Annotated in this window: 15 protein-coding genes; 7 read left to right on the top strand and 8 right to left on the bottom strand. The window is 61.4% G+C overall.

Translation table 11 applies throughout. From position 1 onward, the window contains the following. The first annotated feature begins 57 nt into the window (after positions 1 to 57). Entirely contained in the window at positions 58 to 492 is a 435-nt protein-coding gene (locus AC1D19_RS23310) for a rhodanese-like domain-containing protein (protein ID WP_477764671.1), read from the top strand. A 92-nt stretch (positions 493 to 584) separates the two neighbouring features. Here the strand turns inward: AC1D19_RS23310 and AC1D19_RS23305 are convergent, their stop codons facing one another. Next, positions 585 to 1,223 (bottom strand): type 1 glutamine amidotransferase, encoded by a 639-nt coding sequence (locus AC1D19_RS23305; RefSeq protein WP_477764670.1) that lies wholly within the window; start codon positions 1,221 to 1,223, stop codon positions 585 to 587. Between the two features lie 330 nt (positions 1,224 to 1,553). Between AC1D19_RS23305 and AC1D19_RS23300 the strand changes: the two genes are divergently transcribed. From AC1D19_RS23300 to AC1D19_RS23290, 3 genes are all read left to right on the top strand, one after another. Beyond that, the gene (locus AC1D19_RS23300; protein ID WP_477760334.1) at positions 1,554 to 2,333 is read left to right on the top strand and encodes an ABC transporter substrate-binding protein; all 780 of its coding nucleotides are present in this window, start codon (positions 1,554 to 1,556) and stop codon (positions 2,331 to 2,333) included. A 195-nt stretch (positions 2,334 to 2,528) separates the two neighbouring features. Next, a complete protein-coding gene (locus AC1D19_RS23295) occupies positions 2,529 to 3,641 on the top strand; it encodes a succinylglutamate desuccinylase/aspartoacylase family protein (RefSeq protein WP_477764669.1) in 1,113 nt (370 codons plus the stop codon). A gap of 196 nt (positions 3,642 to 3,837) precedes the next feature. After that, the gene (locus AC1D19_RS23290) at positions 3,838 to 4,554 is read left to right on the top strand and encodes an alpha/beta hydrolase (RefSeq protein WP_477756906.1); all 717 of its coding nucleotides are present in this window, start codon (positions 3,838 to 3,840) and stop codon (positions 4,552 to 4,554) included. Between the two features lie 3 nt (positions 4,555 to 4,557). Here AC1D19_RS23290 and AC1D19_RS23285 read toward each other — a convergent pair whose 3' ends face one another. The 5 genes from AC1D19_RS23285 to AC1D19_RS23265 all read right to left on the bottom strand — a co-directional run bounded on the left by AC1D19_RS23285 (position 4,558) and on the right by AC1D19_RS23265 (position 9,201). Continuing rightward, the gene (locus AC1D19_RS23285) at positions 4,558 to 5,124 is read right to left on the bottom strand and encodes a DcrB/PsbP domain-containing protein (protein WP_477764668.1); all 567 of its coding nucleotides are present in this window, start codon (positions 5,122 to 5,124) and stop codon (positions 4,558 to 4,560) included. A gap of 242 nt (positions 5,125 to 5,366) precedes the next feature. Then, the gene (locus tag AC1D19_RS23280) at positions 5,367 to 6,161 is read right to left on the bottom strand and encodes a hypothetical protein (protein WP_477764667.1); all 795 of its coding nucleotides are present in this window, start codon (positions 6,159 to 6,161) and stop codon (positions 5,367 to 5,369) included. A gap of 446 nt (positions 6,162 to 6,607) precedes the next feature. Beyond that, positions 6,608 to 7,789 (bottom strand): acetyl-CoA C-acetyltransferase, encoded by a 1,182-nt coding sequence (locus tag AC1D19_RS23275; protein ID WP_477764666.1) that lies wholly within the window; start codon positions 7,787 to 7,789, stop codon positions 6,608 to 6,610. 11 nt (positions 7,790 to 7,800) lie between these two features. Then, complete coding sequence (locus AC1D19_RS23270) at positions 7,801 to 8,466, bottom strand: CoA transferase subunit B (RefSeq protein ID WP_008026717.1); 666 nt, start codon at positions 8,464 to 8,466, stop codon at positions 7,801 to 7,803. A gap of 36 nt (positions 8,467 to 8,502) precedes the next feature. Then, entirely contained in the window at positions 8,503 to 9,201 is a 699-nt protein-coding gene (locus AC1D19_RS23265) for a CoA transferase subunit A (RefSeq protein WP_046816298.1), read from the bottom strand. Positions 9,202 to 9,411: 210 nt separating this feature from the next. Between AC1D19_RS23265 and AC1D19_RS23260 the strand changes: the two genes are divergently transcribed. Beyond that, positions 9,412 to 10,308: a LysR substrate-binding domain-containing protein gene (locus AC1D19_RS23260; RefSeq protein WP_477764665.1), complete on the top strand. Its 897-nt coding sequence runs from the start codon at positions 9,412 to 9,414 to the stop codon at positions 10,306 to 10,308. 129 nt (positions 10,309 to 10,437) lie between these two features. Here AC1D19_RS23260 and AC1D19_RS23255 read toward each other — a convergent pair whose 3' ends face one another. Together AC1D19_RS23255 and AC1D19_RS23250 are read right to left on the bottom strand one after the other, a co-directional pair. Continuing rightward, on the bottom strand, positions 10,438 to 11,280 hold the full coding sequence (locus AC1D19_RS23255; RefSeq protein ID WP_477764697.1) for an NAD-dependent protein deacetylase: 843 nt from the start codon (positions 11,278 to 11,280) through the stop codon (positions 10,438 to 10,440). 188 nt (positions 11,281 to 11,468) lie between these two features. Beyond that, the gene (locus tag AC1D19_RS23250) at positions 11,469 to 12,515 is read right to left on the bottom strand and encodes a class I SAM-dependent methyltransferase (protein WP_477764664.1); all 1,047 of its coding nucleotides are present in this window, start codon (positions 12,513 to 12,515) and stop codon (positions 11,469 to 11,471) included. Positions 12,516 to 12,946: 431 nt separating this feature from the next. Between AC1D19_RS23250 and AC1D19_RS23245 the strand changes: the two genes are divergently transcribed. Both AC1D19_RS23245 and AC1D19_RS23240 read left to right on the top strand, forming a co-directional pair. Next, entirely contained in the window at positions 12,947 to 13,777 is an 831-nt protein-coding gene (locus tag AC1D19_RS23245; protein ID WP_477764663.1) for an HvfB family MNIO-type RiPP peptide maturase, read from the top strand. 3 nt (positions 13,778 to 13,780) lie between these two features. Next, entirely contained in the window at positions 13,781 to 14,536 is a 756-nt protein-coding gene (locus AC1D19_RS23240) for an HvfC family RiPP maturation protein (RefSeq protein ID WP_477764662.1), read from the top strand. Positions 14,537 to 15,241 lie beyond the last annotated feature (705 nt).

The following is a 15,241-nucleotide window of genomic DNA, read 5'->3' as shown; positions in this document are numbered from 1 at the left end:
GCAAGTGGCTGGCGGATAAAGTCTTCCTGCACCCACCGATACCTTGGAGTACACAACATGACCAGCCTGGTTCGCGAAATTCCCGCCGCCCCATCGGCCATCGCCCTGATGCATTTCAGCAACCGTCTGACCTTCGAAACCGATTGTTCCGACGTCCACGCCAGCCAGCAGGGCAGTGCAGTCGATTTCGTTCTGGTGGATGTTCGTGGCCCGCTGGCGTTCGAACGCGGGCATGTGCCGGGAGCGATCAACCTTCCCGGTCGCTTGCTGACCGCCGAAGGTTTGGCCGGGTATCCGAAAAACAGCCTGTTTGTGGTCTATTGCGCCGGGCCTCATTGCAACGGCGCCAACAAGGCGGCGGTGAAACTGGCGGCCCTGGGGTATCCGGTCAAGGAGATGATTGGTGGCGTGACCGGGTGGCTGGATGAAGGGTTTGAGTTGAGTGTCGGGGTACAGCGGCAAGCCAGCAGCGTGGTCGGTTGCGAGTGTTGATGTAACCGAAAAAGATCGCAGGTTGCGCCAGCTCCTACATTGGATTGCGGTGCCTGTAGGAGCTGGCGCAGCCTGCGATCTTTTGATCTTTTTTATTGATTTCCGGCCGCCCACCACTCATCCAGTGTCGCTTCCAACCACGCGGCCACCGCTGCGTAAGCCTCAGTCTCCTGCGAACCCCGTGGCAACGGCGACTCATCGCCAAAATGCGCATTGAGCATGGCCACCGACTCGGCGTTCCACTCCGGATGAAACTGCAACCCCAGCCGCGCCGGCCCGGCGCGGTACATCTGCTGCACACAGTGCTCGCTGCTGGCCAATAGCTGCGCGGCAGGCGGCAGGTCGATAGCGTCTTCGTGCCACTCCAGCACCTTCAGCGTTTGACCATCGATAAAGCTCACGGTGGTCCATCCGGTTTCGGTCCGGTCCATCCGCCGTACATTCCCGCCCAGGCTCAACGCCAGCAACTGTGCCCCCAGGCAAATGGCGAACACAGCCGCGTCCTGATCGAGACTGCCTCTGAGCCATTGCCGTTCGGCTTCCAGCCAGGCCGGACCGGCATTGGATTCATAAGGCCCGCCCAACAGGATCACGGGGTCGGCGCTGACGGACGGCAATTGGCCCAGGTCGGCGCGAAACACGTTCAGCGCCAGCCCTCGGGATTCGGCCCAGATGGCGATGGCACCCGGACCTTCGGCGGGGTGGTGCTGGATCAGGTTCAACGTGGGCATTACGCTAGTCTCGATGGGACGCAAGGGCACTCAATGTGCCGTAAAACATCCAGCATCGCCAGTCGGCTCATTCCGTCGGATGCAGCCGCAAACGCTGCAGGTTTGTGCTGAAAACGCGACTTGTCTGACAGACTTTGCCCCGTCATGGCGCGAGCACCTCAATACCTCCATCCTGCCGCCACTTTTCTGTAAATATTTGTCGCCTCAGCGTAATTTGCCCTCCTGTCACCGCTCTAGACTGCCGGCCACTTCGGTTCCCGCTCACAAAGCGATAACCGAACGCTGCCAATCGAAGCTGCCAATAAAAGCCTCCGCACACAGGAGTTATAAATGAAGAAGCTAGTGATGTTCGGTGCCCTGGCACTGTCGATGTTGTCCCTGACCGCCGTGGCTGATGACGCCAAGCCGATCCGCATCGGCATCGAAGCCGGCTACCCGCCATTCTCGATGAAAACCCCTGATGGCAAACTCACCGGTTTCGACGTGGACATCGGCGACGCGCTGTGCGAGCAGATGAAAGTCAAGTGCACCTGGGTTGAGCAAGAGTTCGACGGCCTGATCCCTGCGCTGAAGGTCAAGAAAATCGACGCCATCCTGTCGTCCATGACCATCACTGACGACCGCAAGAAGAACGTCGATTTCACCATCAAGTACTACCACACCCCTGCGCGCTTCGTGATGAAGGAAGGCAGTGACGTCAAGGACCCGCTGACCGAGCTCAAGGGCAAGAAAGTCGGTGTCCTGCGCGCCAGTACCCACGACCGCTTCGCCACTGAAGTATTGCAACCGGCGGGGATTGTCCTGGTGCGTTACGGCTCCCAGCAGGAAGCCAACCTGGACATGGTCTCCGGCCGCATTGACGCGTTGCTGGCCGACTCGGTCAACCTGGACGACGGTTTCCTGAAAACCGATGCCGGTAAAGGTTTTGCCTTCGTCGGCCCTGAGTACAACGATCCGAAATACTTCGGTGGCGGCGCCGGCATTGCCGTGCGCAAGGGTGATAAGGAACTGGCGGACAAGTTCAACACCGCCATCACCGAAATCCGCGCCAACGGCAAGTACAAGCAAGTGCAGGACAAGTACTTCAAGTTTGACGTTTACGGCGAGTAAGCGAGCGGGTTGAAAAAGTGGCAACCGTTGGCGCGGTTGCCATTTTTTTTGTGTTCCTGATTTATCCTGCCTGACACATATCCCAACTGTAGGAGCTGGCTTGCCAGCGAAAGCGATCTGACCGTCACACTATTGTTGACTGTGCCGACGCCTTCGCTGGCAAGTTTGCTCCTACAGGTTCTGTAGGAGTTTCCCATGCAACGCATCGACCATAAACTTCCCTGGAGCCACCTGGGCACCGAGCGCACCCTCAGCGTGTTTCGTTATGGCGCGGGGACGCGCAAGGTGTACATCCAGGCCAGCCTGCACGCCGACGAATTGCCGGGCATGCGCACGGCCTGGGAGTTGAAGAAACGCCTGACCGAACTTGAACAACAGGGACAATTGAACGGTGTGATCGAACTGGTGCCGGTGGCCAATCCCATTGGCCTCGATCAGCACCTGCAAGGCAGCCACATGGGGCGCTTCGAGCTGGGCAGCGGCAAGAACTTCAACCGCTCGTTCGTCGAACTCAGTGCGCCGGTGGCCGCGTTGATCGGTGATCGTCTCGGCAGCGATGCCCAGGCCAACATCGCGCTGATTCGCCAGGCCATGGGCCAGGTCCTTGACGGTTTGCCGGCCGCGACATCGCAGCTGGAGGCGATGCACCGTCTGTTGCTGCGCCATGCCTGCGACGCCGACATCACCCTCGACCTGCATTGCGACTTTGACGCCGCGATCCACATCTACGCGTTGCCGCAGCACTGGCCGCAATGGCAATCTCTGGCGGCGCGCCTGAAGGCCGGCGTGGCGCTGTTGTGTGAAGACTCCGGCGGCAGTTCGTTCGATGAATCCTGTTCTTCGCCATGGTTGCGCCTGGCCAGGGCGTTCCCGACGGCGGCGATTCCACCGGCCAACCTGGCGACCACGCTGGAGCTGGGCAGCATGGGAGACACCCGCGTCGATCAGGCCCAGGCCAATTGCGAGGCCATTCTCGGGTTCCTCGCCGAGCAGGGTTTCATCTCCGGCACCTGGCCGGCGGCACCGGCCGACTGCTGTGAAGGCATGCCATTCGAAGGCACCCAATACCTGTTCGCCCCGCATCACGGCGTGGTCAGCTTCCTGCGTGAGGCCGGGGAGTGGGTGGAAAAGGGCGATGCGCTGTTCGAGGTGGTCGACCCGTTGAACGACAAGGTCACCACCGTGCAGGCTGGTACCAGCGGCGTGCTGTTTGCCATCGACCGTGGGCGTTATACCCAGCCGGGGACCTGGCAGGCGAAAGTGGCGGGGCGCGAGGCGATTCGGGTGGGCAAGTTAATCAACGACTGAGCCGGAAATTTTCTTTGTCTGTACTGGCCTCTTCGTCGGAACGCCGCCCGGAGCAAGCCCGCTCCCACAGGGTTTGGATGATCCCTGTGGGAGCGGGCTTGCCCGCGAAGGCGGCATCCGCCACGCCCGAGATGTTCCTGCCTACTGACCAGTGTTAGGCTCTTCCCCGAATCCTGCATTCCGTGAAGGAAGACCCATGTTGAAGATTCTCGCGCTGCTTACGCTCCTGGCATCCACTGTCGTCCACGCCCAAACCCCGCTGCAAACCGACTTGCCGCTCAAATACCTGGAACAGGCCAACGCCGATTCGAACCATCAACCCCTGGTGATTTTCCTCCACGGTTACGGCAGTAACGAGCAGGACCTGTTCGATATCAAGGATGACTTGCCTGCGTCTTACACCTACCTGTCGGTACGGGCACCTTTGGTGATGGAGGCGGGCAGCTATCAGTGGTTCCGCAAGAAGGGCGAAGGGGCTTACAACGGCGAGACCGATGATCTGAAGTCCAGCGGCCAGTTACTGCTGGACTTCGTCGCACAGGCCGCGAAGAAATATCACACCGAACCCGAGAAGGTGTTCCTGGTGGGGTTCAGCCAGGGCGCGATCATGTCCTACGAAGTGGGTCTGCGGCATCCCGAGGCGCTCGGTGGGATCGCAGCGTTGAGCGGACGAATTCTGCCGGTGCTCAAGTCCGAGCTTGTACCGGATGAAAAACGCCAGTCGCTGGCGATCTTCATCGGTCATGGCGAGCAGGACAAACGCCTTCCCTACAGCGACGGCACCGAAGCCAACAGCCTGTTGCAGAGCGTGTCACTCGAACCCGAGTTCCACGGCTACCCCGGTGTCGGTCATAACATCAGCGCCGACGAGATACAGGATTTGAGCGCCTGGTTGCAGCGTCTCAACCCCTGAGCCTTATTTTCCGCTGACGATCTGTTTGACCAGGGTTTCGTGGGCCGCCATGTCACCTGGGCGGGAAATCACCTGGATCACCGCCATGCGAGTGCCGGATGCGGCCATCAGCGTGGTGGTGAGGGTCATGCCACCGCCCTGCGTTGCAGTGCCGTCGACCTGGCGCAGGCCCAACCCGGTTTTCTGGGTCAGGGCTTTCTCGCTGAGCTTGTTGTAGTCAGGCAGGGATTTGTGTTGCGCCGCATCGAAATCGGCCACGGTGCCGTCGAGGAACCTTCCGTCGTTATCCTTGACGCTGACACCGTTGGGCAGGGTGTTTTCAGCGGCGATCACTACGGTCTTGGTGGTTTCATTGCTGTACAGGGTGCCGCTCGCACCCTCCGGGCTGGCCGGCAGCGGGTTGGCGATGAAACCCTTGGGCAGGTTGAAGGTGAACTTGCTGCCGAGCATCGAGACTTTCTGGGCTGGCGCATCGCTGGAAGTGGCCTTGGCGGCCTGCGCATTCAAAGCCCCAAGGCCGGTAGCGGCTGCCAGCAGCAGGACAAGGGCTTTTTTACTCAACAATGACATCGGGATCTCCGGGGATGGGCGGCGCGGTGGGGCGCGATCATCCCATGGAGGTTGTGGTGCATTCCAGCGCGCTCTACCCAGCGGTCACTCTCTTTTGGCCGACCACCCACCTATGCTGAGGTGGCTTGCCACACAGGCCGCGTGCTTTGGTTCCGGCCAAACGTTCCGGTTTGGCCGGCAGGTGTACGGTTCCTTCAGCGCACTGGGGCGGGCATTATCCTGGCCCGATGACAGGATGCAGCTTAGCGTTTGATGGCTGCTCCTCCAGTGTCCGTCGTCGGGCCGGCCGGCCGCGCCAGCAGGCGTTTGGTCACGCCCAGCATGGCCACCGATACCGTGATGCCCAGCACAAAAGCGTTCATTCCCATCGTCGGCAGGGCCAGCGCCAACACCAGGCAGAAGGCGGCGAACGAGTACATGCCGGTGGCGGTGGCGCGCAGCAACGCGGCGGTAAAGGCCGGGCCACGGGTTTGCTGGGAGAACACCGCCATCACGCTACCCAATACCGGGAACACCGCCAGCAGGCCGCTCCAGCGGTCGCCGACGGTGCTGGCCAACAGTGTCACGACCAGCGTGAGCAATGCACCGGCCACCATGCGCAGCAAGAGCTTGTCGGATTTCGGCGCCGGGCCGCTGAGCACCGGTTGCACGGTGGGGAACAGGTACGGCGCGGCGAGCAGCGCGGTGGCGGCGGCGCACACCGAAAACACCAGGGATGCCGGGATCAGCGACAGGGCAATCGCCACCAGCGCCCAGACCGACAGCGAGATCAGCAACGCCAGCGGCCACCCGGCCCGTTGTGCAATCTGGGCGTAGGTCACGCAAAACGCAATCATCGCGAACATGGCCGACAGCGCAGCCGTGGCTGATTGCGCAGCGAACGCCTCGCCTTGTTCAAGGGCGAGGAACAACAGAATCGGCCCGACCACCACCGGCAACCCCGACAACCAACCGGCCACGCTCGGCCCCCAGCGTTTGCCAGCCAGGGAAATCAGCAGCAGGAAGCCTGGAATCACCAGCAGTTTAAGGATCAACACGCGCACGTCTCCGACCTGAGTGAGGTGGCAACGGTAACATTGCATCGGGTAGATTGCTTTATGTGTGTGCGAATTTTGTATACAAAATTCAAGCCTTTGGGAATTTTGCGGAAGGTCTTTTGCGCAACCCTCGATGGGGCCAATCAACCATGGTTGATTCTGCAGCATTTGGGTGACTCGTCGGGCCCCTTCGCGAGCAAGTCGGATCGCCGCACCGCCACTCCCACAATTGACCGAGTTGTCCAGACGAGCGCGGTCCACTGTGGGAGCGGCGGTGCGGCGATCCGACTTGCTCCGGGCGGCGATCCGACGAAGAACGCTAACGCGGTCCACCTGAAAAAACGCAGGCAAAAAAGAACCCGGTGCGACTTGCATCGCACCGGGTGTTTTTCCAGACGGTCACGGATCTTCGTGGGTCCCCGCGCCCTCTGTTGAACGCTGTTGGCTTACGCCCGCTCGAGCGCCAGTGCCACGCCCTGACCACCACCGATACAAAGGGTGGCGAGGCCTTTCTTGGCGTCACGCTTGAGCATTTCATGCAGCAGGGTCACCAGTACACGGCAACCTGAGGCACCGATCGGGTGACCCAGAGCAATGGCGCCGCCATTGACGTTGACCTTGTTCAAGTCCCATTCCAGGTCCTTGGCCACCGCCAGGGATTGTGCGGCGAAGGCTTCGTTGGCTTCGATCAGGTCCAGTTGGTCGATGTTCCAGCCGGCCTTGTCCAGGCAACGGCGGGTGGCCGACACCGGGCCGATGCCCATGATCGCCGGATCAACGCCTGCGTTGGCGTAGGCGGCGATTTTCGCCAGCACCGGCAGGCCGAGGGCCTTGGCCTTTTCCGCGCTCATCAGGATCACGGCCGCGGCACCGTCGTTCAGCGACGAAGCGTTGCCGGCGGTCACCGAACCGTCCTTCTTGAAGGCAGGCTTGAGCTTGCCCAGGGATTCGGCGGTGGTGCCGGCCCGTGGCTGTTCGTCGGTGGCGAAGGACAGCGGATCGCCCTTGCGCTGCGGGATCAGGATCGGGGTGATTTCATCGACGAAGCGCCCGGCTTCGATGGCGGCCACGGCTTTCTGTTGCGAGGCGGCGGCGAACGCGTCCTGTTGCTCGCGAGTCAGGCTGTACTTCTCGGCCAGGTTCTCGGCGGTGATGCCCATGTGGTAATCGTTGAACGCATCCCACAGGCCATCGCTGATCATGGTGTCGACGATTTGCGCGTGGCCCATGCGCAGGCCGGTACGGGCGCCGGGCATGACGTAGTTGGCCAGGCTCATGTTTTCCTGGCCACCGGCGATGATCACCTCGGCGTCGCCGCAGCGAATCGCCTGGGCGCCCAGGTGCAGGGCCTTGAGACCGGAGCCGCAGACCTTGTTCAGGGTCATGGCTGGCACGGCGAAGGGCAGGCCGGCCTTGATCGCGGCCTGGCGTGCAGGGTTTTGCCCGGCGCCGGCGGTCAGCACCTGGCCCATGATCACCTCATCAACTTGCGCAGGGTCCAGGCCGGTTTGCGCCAGCAGCTGGCGGATCACCGCAGCGCCCAGGTCAACCGCGGACACATTGGCCAGTGAACCCTGGAAGCTGCCGATCGCGGTGCGCGTGGCGGCAACAATGACGACTTCTTGCATGGAATGATTCCTCACTGGGCAGCGAACTGCATTTCCGGAACGTGGTCCGGCACGATCAGTTTACCGGCAGTCTTGGCAACGATCTCTTCGACGCTGACACCCGGTGCACGCTCTTTCAAAATGAACGCGCCGTTTTCGATTTCCAGGTAAGCCAGATCAGTCAGTACGCGCTTGATACACCCGGCGCCGGTCAGCGGCAGGCTGCATTGGGACAACAGCTTGGACTCACCATCCTTGGACGCGTGGGTCATGATGACGATGATGTTGTCGGCGCCGGCAACCAGGTCCATCGCGCCGCCCATGCCCTTGACCAGTTTGCCGGGGATCATCCACGAGGCGATGTTGCCTTGCACGTCCACTTCAAAGGCGCCCAGCACGGTCAGGTCGACATGGCCACCGCGGATCATCGCGAAGGACTCGGCAGAGGAGAAAATTGACGCGCCGGTCCGTGCGGTCACGGTTTGCTTGCCGGCGTTGATCATGTCGGCATCGATGGTTTCTTCAGTGGGAAACGGACCCATGCCCAGCAGGCCGTTTTCCGATTGCAGCATGACTTCCATGCCTTCGGGGATGTAGTTGGCGACCAGGGTCGGAATGCCGATGCCCAGGTTCACGTAGAAGCCGTCCTGCATTTCGCGGGCGACGCGTTGAGCCATTTGTTCGCGGGAAAGTGCCATTGTCGTTATTCCTTCATTCGGTCCGGGGGCAGGGGATCACTTGCGTACGGTGCGCTGTTCTATGCGCTTCTCGAACGTGCCGCAGATGATCCGGTCGACGTAGATGCCAGGGGTGTGGATCTGCGCCGGGTCCAGCTCGCCGGGTTCGACGATTTCTTCGACTTCGACCACGGTGATCTTGCCGGCAGTGGCGGCCAGCGGGTTGAAGTTCTGGGCTGTGTGGCGATAGATCACGTTACCGAAATGGTCGGCTTTCCAGCCTTTGACGATGGCGAAGTCGCCGGTGATGGATTCTTCCATCAGGTACTTGCGGCCATGGAATTCCCGGACTTCCTTGCCTTCGGCAACTGGAGTGCCAACACCGGTGGCGGTGAAGAAGGCCGGGATGCCGGCACCGCCTGCACGCATTTTTTCAGCGAGGGTGCCTTGCGGGGTCAGGATGACTTCGATTTCGCCTTTGAGCAGTTGCTCTTCGAACAGCTTGTTTTCGCCGACGTAGGACGCCACCACTTTGCTGATCTGGCGGTCGGTCAGCAGTACGCCGAGGCCGAAACCGTCGACGCCGCAGTTGTTGGAAACCACCGTGAGGTCGCGAGTACCTTTGCGCTTGATCTCGTTGATCAGGTTTTCCGGGATACCGCACAGGCCGAAGCCGCCGGCGATCACGGTCATGCCGTCTTCAAGACCTGCCAGGGCTTCCTCGTAGGAACTCACGCGCTTGTCGAAACCTGCCATATGCACCTCTTTTATTCTTTGTGGGCGGCTGGCTAGCCGAATGGGATGGAGTGTCTCGCCGGAGTATTCATTTGTTAAGTTGTTTTTTAAGGTTGATTAATAGATAAAACTCAACAATATGTAGGAGCTGCCGAAGGCTGCGATCTTTTGGATCAAGATCAAAAGATCGCAGCCTTCGGCAGCTCCTACAATACCCGGGAGAAATCGAGTATGACCGTCAAGCAGATCCGCGCCTTTCTGGCCGTGGCCCAGAGCCTGAGCTTTGCCGTGGCCTGCGAACGCCTGCACCTGTCGCAATCGGCCCTGAGCCTGACCATCAAGGCGTTGGAGGAAGGCCTGGGCGGGCGCTTGTTCACCCGCAACACGCGTAACGTGGCGCTCACCGCCGAAGGTGAATCCCTGGTGCCGCTCGCGCGCCGGTTGATCGCCGACTGGGACAATGCCGAAGATGAGTTGCGCCAGCGCTTTACCCTGCAGCGCGGACGCGTGACCCTGGCGGCGATGCCGTCGTTCGCCGGCAACCTGCTGCCGCCGATCCTCAAGACCTTCCGCGCCCGTTATCCGAACGTCAACGTGACGGTCAATGACGTGATCAACGAGCAGGTGCTGGAAATGGTCCGTGACCGCCAGGTTGAACTGGGGGTGGCGTTCGAGCCGACCATGAGCTCGTCGCTGCAATTCACGCCGTTGTACATCGACCGATTCGTCGCAGTGGTGCCCCTGGATTCGGCACTGGCCGAACTCGATGACATCGACTGGCAGACCTTGCTCAAGGAACCGTTCATTACCTTGCAGCGACCGTCCACCGTGCGGGTCATGCTTGAAGAGCATTTGCAGGCCCGCGGCATGAAATTGCCGGTGGAGTTTGAAAGCCATCAACTGGCGACGGTCGGGCGCATGGTCGCCAGTGGCCTGGGCGTGAGCGCGGTGCCGGCCTTGTGTGCCGGGCAGATGCGTGAGCTGGGCGCGCGTTGCATTACCTTGCGCGATCCGGTGGTGGAGCGGGCGCTTGGGGTGCTGACGTTGCCTGGGGGAGAACTGTCGGCGGCGGCGCAGGCGTTGTTTGATGTGCTGAAAGAGGAAAACCTGGGCGAGCGACTGACTTGAATTGAACGGAACCTGTAGGAGCTGGTTTGTCGGGTCGCCGCATCGCAGCGAAGGCGGTCTGTCAGCCAGCAACCATGTTTAATGTACCGGCCCCTTCGCCGGCAAGCCGGCTCCTACAGGTTTTTGGAGTCAGGAAGAGAGATGTTCGGCCAGCAATGGCAACAACCGCTCGCACGCCCCCTCGATCTTCAAATCCAGCATCTCATCCGCCCGGGTCTTGCCCAGGTTGATCGCAATCAACGGCTTGCCCTGATCCACCACCGCCCGGCACAAGCGAAACGCCGAATAGGCCATCAACGACGAGCCGACCACCAACAGCCCCGCAGCCTGTTCGACGGCCGCCATCGCCTTGGCCGCCGTGGCCTGCGCGACGTTCTCGCCAAAGAACACCACATCCGGCTTCATCCGTTCCCCGGCACAATGCGGGCAGTGCGGGACCTGGAAGCGTGCCTCGAAGGCCGGGTCTAGCAAGGTGTCGCCGTCCGGCGCCTGTACCGCGTCGACGCCGGCCAGGTACGGGTTCTGTATTTCCATCAGGCGCTGGATCGAATCGCGCTCGCTGCGCCGACCGCAATCCAGGCACAAAACCCGGTGCAGACTGCCGTGGAGCTCGATCACGTCATGGCTGCCGGCCTGGTCGTGCAGCGTGTCGACGTTCTGGGTGATCAACCCGCTGATCTGCCGCGTGCCTTGCAAACGGGCCAGGGTGTCGTGGGCCACGTTCGGCTGCGCCAGACGCACCCGTGGCCAGCCGAGCATCGCCCGCGCCCAATAGCGCCGCCGGGACTCCGGGGCCGAGAGAAATTCCTGATACATCATCGGCTGCCGGCCCCGGCGCACGCCCTGGTTGTCGCGATAATCCGGGATGCCCGAGGGCGTGCTGATACCGGCACCGGTCAGCACGGCAAACGGCTGATCCGCCATGAGCTGATGGAGTCGATCGAGTTGGTCACGGGTCTGGCGGTCGAGCATGGTCAGCACTGCGCAGGGCACTTGAATGTGTGCAGCGTAGCATTTTCCCATCGCCGAACAGGCCCCTGATGCACAACGACCTTTGTAGGAGCGGGCTTGCCAGCGAAGGCAATCTTCCAGTCGATCGAGTTTCGACAGACATTCCGCCTTCGCTGGCAAGCCAGCTCCTACAGGGGGGGGTTACGGGATTATTTACGCGCCTCCAGAATCAGGTTGAACGGCGTTTCCGTGGCCCGGCGAAAACGGCTGAATCCAGCCTCGCTGAACACCTTGCGCAACCGCGCTTCACCGGCCTGGGCGCCGAGGCCGAGGCCTACTTCCTGGGACAGCGAGTTGGGCGTGCAGATGAAGGTCGAGGCCGCGTAGAACAGGCGTCCGACCGGGTTGACGTTGTCGTCGAGCAAGTCGTTGGCGTAGGGCTCGACCAGCAGCACCGTGCCGTCGTCCTTCAGCGATTCATAAGCATGTTTGGCCGCACCCACCGGGTCGCCCATGTCATGCAGGCAGTCGAAGTAGCAGACCAGGTCGTAGTCGCTGCCGGGGTAGCTTTTGGCCGTGCCCTGGAAGAACCTGGCCCGGCTGGACACACCGCCTTCTTCGGCGCGTTGGGTGGCGACGGTAACGGACGGCGCGTGGTAGTCGAAACCGACGAAGCGCGAATCCGGAAACGCCTGGGCCATGATCACCGTCGAGGCGCCATGACCGCAGCCGATGTCCGCCACTTTGGCCCCGGCTTCCAGTTTGGCCACCACGCCGTCGAGGGCCGGCAACCATTCGGCGACCAAATGGGCTTTGTAGCCTGGGCGGAAGAAGCGTTCGGTACCGCTGAACATGCACGGATGGTGATCGCCCCAGGGGAGGGCACCGTTGCCGCGCATGGCGTTGACCAGTTTGTCCTTGTCATGGAAAAACGACGCGACCACGCTGATCCCGCCCGCCACATAGACCGGTGAGTCTTCGTTTGCCAAAGCCATGGCTTGCTCTTCGGGCAGGCGGAACTGGCCGTCGTGGTGTTCCATGTAGCCGGAGGCGGCATGGGCGCTGAGCCATTCGCGCAGCAGGCGGGTGTTGCAGCCGGTTTTGGCGGCGAGTGCTTCCGGGGTCATTGGCTGGCTGTCGGCCATCGCCCGGTACAGGCCGAGCTCTTCGCCGAGGATGACGTTGGCGAGCATCGCCGCGCCGCCCATGTCATTCACCAGTTTGCCCATGAAATCGTTGAGTCTGGCCTCGTCCATCACGTGTGCTCCTTCAGCAGGATCACGGTCCAGGGGCATTGTCTGGCGAGGTGTTCGCCGCTGGGCGGTGGTCGTGGGGATGTGCAGGACGCTGAGCGGGCCCTGTGTGCGTTAAGTTTAGTTCGGGGCGTGTGTACTGCTGTCTCGAGCGACGAAAGCCCCCCTGACTGACACTAAACCCCTGTGTGCGAGCCTGCTCGCGAAGGCGGCGGATCAGCCACCATTAGCATTGAATGTAAACTCGCTATCGCGAGCAGGCTCGCTCCCACAAGGGATTTGAGTTGTGTATTCCATTGTGTCCAACCCCGGTTTCGATACACAGACACCCATTGTCGACCCCTGTCGAACACAGTCCCGATACACCCCTTCGATTAACTGTGTCTCAAGGCGGGCACCTGCCCGCAATCCTGGACACATGCGAGATCGACACCATGCAGACATCCATTGCCCCCGTAGCCAGGGCCAGCGCAGGCCTTGGCCTGCGTCGCGGTTTACTCAAAGAACTGCAAGCGGCCCCGGCCGGCCATTTCGACTTTCTGGAAGTCGCGCCGGAGAACTGGATCGGCATCGGCGGTGCTCATGGTGCGGCGCTGCGGGCGCTGGCCGAGCGTTATCCGTTGTCCTGTCACGGCCTGTCCCTGTCCCTGGGCGGGGCGTCGCCGCTGGACGTCGGGTTTTTGCAGGAAGTCCGGGGCTTTCTCGATCACTACAACGTGCCGCTGTACAGCGAGCATTTGAGCTATTGCAGCGATGACGGTCACCTGTACGACCTGTTGCCGTTGCCGTTTACCGAAGAAGCGGTGCACCACGTCGCCGCGCGTATCCGTCAGGCCCAGGACATCCTTGGCCGGCGCCTGGCGGTGGAAAACGTCTCCTACTACGCCGCGCCCCAAAGGGACATGGACGAGGTCACGTTCACCAATGCGGTGTTGCGCGAGGCTGATTGCGACCTGCTGCTGGACGTCAACAATGTCTACGTCAACTCGATCAACCACGGTTTCGATCCACAGGCGTTTCTTGCGGGCATCGATGCGGGCCGGGTGGTGGCGATGCATATCGCCGGGCATTTCGACGAGTCCGATACCTTGAAAATCGACACCCATGGCGCTTCGGTGAAGCCGGCGGTGTGGTCGTTGCTGGCCCAGGCCTACGCCCGGTTCGGTGCTCGGCCGACCTTGCTGGAGCGCGATTTCAATTTTCCGGCATTCGCCGAACTGGTGGCGGAGTTGCAGACCATTCGCCACCTGCAACAGGAGGTTTGAACCGTGGATAAACAATCGTTGCATCACCAGCAAAGCACCATGGGCCGGTACCTGCGTGATCCCGAGCATTTCGCGCCACCGGCCGAAATGGACCCTGCCCGGGCGCAAGTGTATCGCGACCTGGTGTTTGCCAATCTGTCGTCATTGCTCAGTGGCACCTTTCCGGTATTGCTGAAAATCCTGGGGGATGAGCACTGGCGTTCACTGGTACGGATTTTTCTGCGGGACTATCGCGCCCGCACGCCGAAGTTTGGTGAGATCGCCCAGGAGTTTGTCGAATTTCTCGCGACTGAGCCTCAAGCATTGAGCGATGGGCCGTGGCCACCGTTCATGGTGGAGCTGGCGCATTACGAGTGGGTGGAAATGGCCTTGCAACAGTCCGACGCCGAGCCTCTGGTTGTCGGTGATGCTGCGTTGCTGCTGGAGCGGCCGTTGCAGGTGTCGGCGCTGGCCTGGCCGTTGGCGTATGCCTGGCCGGTGCAGCGGGTGGGGCCGGATTATCTGCCGGACGCGTTGCCTGATCAGCCGACATTGCTGCTGGTGCGGCGGGCGGAGGACTGGAGTGTGAGGTTTTCCGAACTGAGTCCGTTGGCGTGGCGGTTGTTGCAGAGAATTGACGAGTTTCCCGAAGTGACCGGGTGTGAACAGTTGCAAGGATTGGCGGTCGAGGCGGGGCAGGTTGGTTCATCGGCGTTTTTCGAGGGTGGTCTGAGGTTGTTGCGGCAGATGCATGGGGAAGGGGTTGTTGGGGTTGTTTGATCTTCTTTGACCTTGGCGGCCTCTGGGCCGACCAGGTTGTTGGTTGATTGAGTACATATCCGTTTCTGCGGTAACGGCGGCTGGCGGTTTCGCCCTTACGGCGACTCACTTTTTTACAAGCGCCTAAAAAAGTAAGCAAAAAACGCTCGCCCCTTACGTACGGCCCCTCGCTTAGGCTCGGCGTTCCTTCGCTGCGGCACTCATCCGGGGGCATTGCCCTCCGGTCGGCTTCGCTTCGACCTACATGCAATGAGTTCGGCTGCGCCGAACGGCGCTGCGCGCCAATCCCCGGATGAACACCTCCGCTCAGCCTGCCGAGGGGGCGGGTGGATCAAGATCAAGAGCTGCAGGCGAGCTAACGCTCGGCCTGATGAGTGGTGAGGAGCGTGGGTGTACGCCGATCTGCTTTTGCTCTTCTGTGGGAGCGGCGGTGCGGCGATCCGACTTGCTCGCGAAGGCGGCCTGCCAGCCGACCTGATTTCGCGGATGTATTACTCCGTAGGAGCTGCCGAAGGCTGCGATCTTTTGATCTTGCTTGTAAAAAATAAAGGCAAAAGATCGCAGCCTCGTTGCACTCGACAGCTCCTACAGGGAAACACGCACCCATCAGAACCAGGCCGGCCGGTAGGCCGCCTCGAGCGCTTTTGCGGTACACGCCCCCTCATGAGGCCGAACGTCAGGGGCAAGAGCCCTTGGTTACTTGGG

It is taken from the genome of Pseudomonas sp. P1_C12 (assembly GCF_056406435.1).
Note: the sequence above shows the minus strand (reverse complement) of the source record. Positions and strands in the feature narration are given on the sequence as shown.

Excerpts from the sequence above, each read along its gene's own strand:
- AC1D19_RS23310 (WP_477764671.1), top strand. The coding sequence starts at position 58 with ATGACCAGCCTGGTTCGCGAAATTCCCGCCGCCCCATCGGCCATCGCC.
- AC1D19_RS23305 (WP_477764670.1), bottom strand. The coding sequence starts at position 1,223 with ATGCCCACGTTGAACCTGATCCAGCACCACCCCGCCGAAGGTCCGGGT.
- AC1D19_RS23300 (WP_477760334.1), top strand. The coding sequence starts at position 1,554 with ATGAAGAAGCTAGTGATGTTCGGTGCCCTGGCACTGTCGATGTTGTCC.
- AC1D19_RS23295 (WP_477764669.1), top strand. The coding sequence starts at position 2,529 with ATGCAACGCATCGACCATAAACTTCCCTGGAGCCACCTGGGCACCGAG.
- AC1D19_RS23290 (WP_477756906.1), top strand. The coding sequence starts at position 3,838 with ATGTTGAAGATTCTCGCGCTGCTTACGCTCCTGGCATCCACTGTCGTC.
- AC1D19_RS23285 (WP_477764668.1), bottom strand. The coding sequence starts at position 5,124 with ATGTCATTGTTGAGTAAAAAAGCCCTTGTCCTGCTGCTGGCAGCCGCT.
- AC1D19_RS23275 (WP_477764666.1), bottom strand. The coding sequence starts at position 7,789 with ATGCAAGAAGTCGTCATTGTTGCCGCCACGCGCACCGCGATCGGCAGC.
- AC1D19_RS23270 (WP_008026717.1), bottom strand. The coding sequence starts at position 8,466 with ATGGCACTTTCCCGCGAACAAATGGCTCAACGCGTCGCCCGCGAAATG.
- AC1D19_RS23265 (WP_046816298.1), bottom strand. The coding sequence starts at position 9,201 with ATGGCAGGTTTCGACAAGCGCGTGAGTTCCTACGAGGAAGCCCTGGCA.
- AC1D19_RS23260 (WP_477764665.1), top strand. The coding sequence starts at position 9,412 with ATGACCGTCAAGCAGATCCGCGCCTTTCTGGCCGTGGCCCAGAGCCTG.
- AC1D19_RS23255 (WP_477764697.1), bottom strand. The coding sequence starts at position 11,280 with ATGCTCGACCGCCAGACCCGTGACCAACTCGATCGACTCCATCAGCTC.
- AC1D19_RS23250 (WP_477764664.1), bottom strand. The coding sequence starts at position 12,515 with ATGGACGAGGCCAGACTCAACGATTTCATGGGCAAACTGGTGAATGAC.
- AC1D19_RS23245 (WP_477764663.1), top strand. The coding sequence starts at position 12,947 with ATGCAGACATCCATTGCCCCCGTAGCCAGGGCCAGCGCAGGCCTTGGC.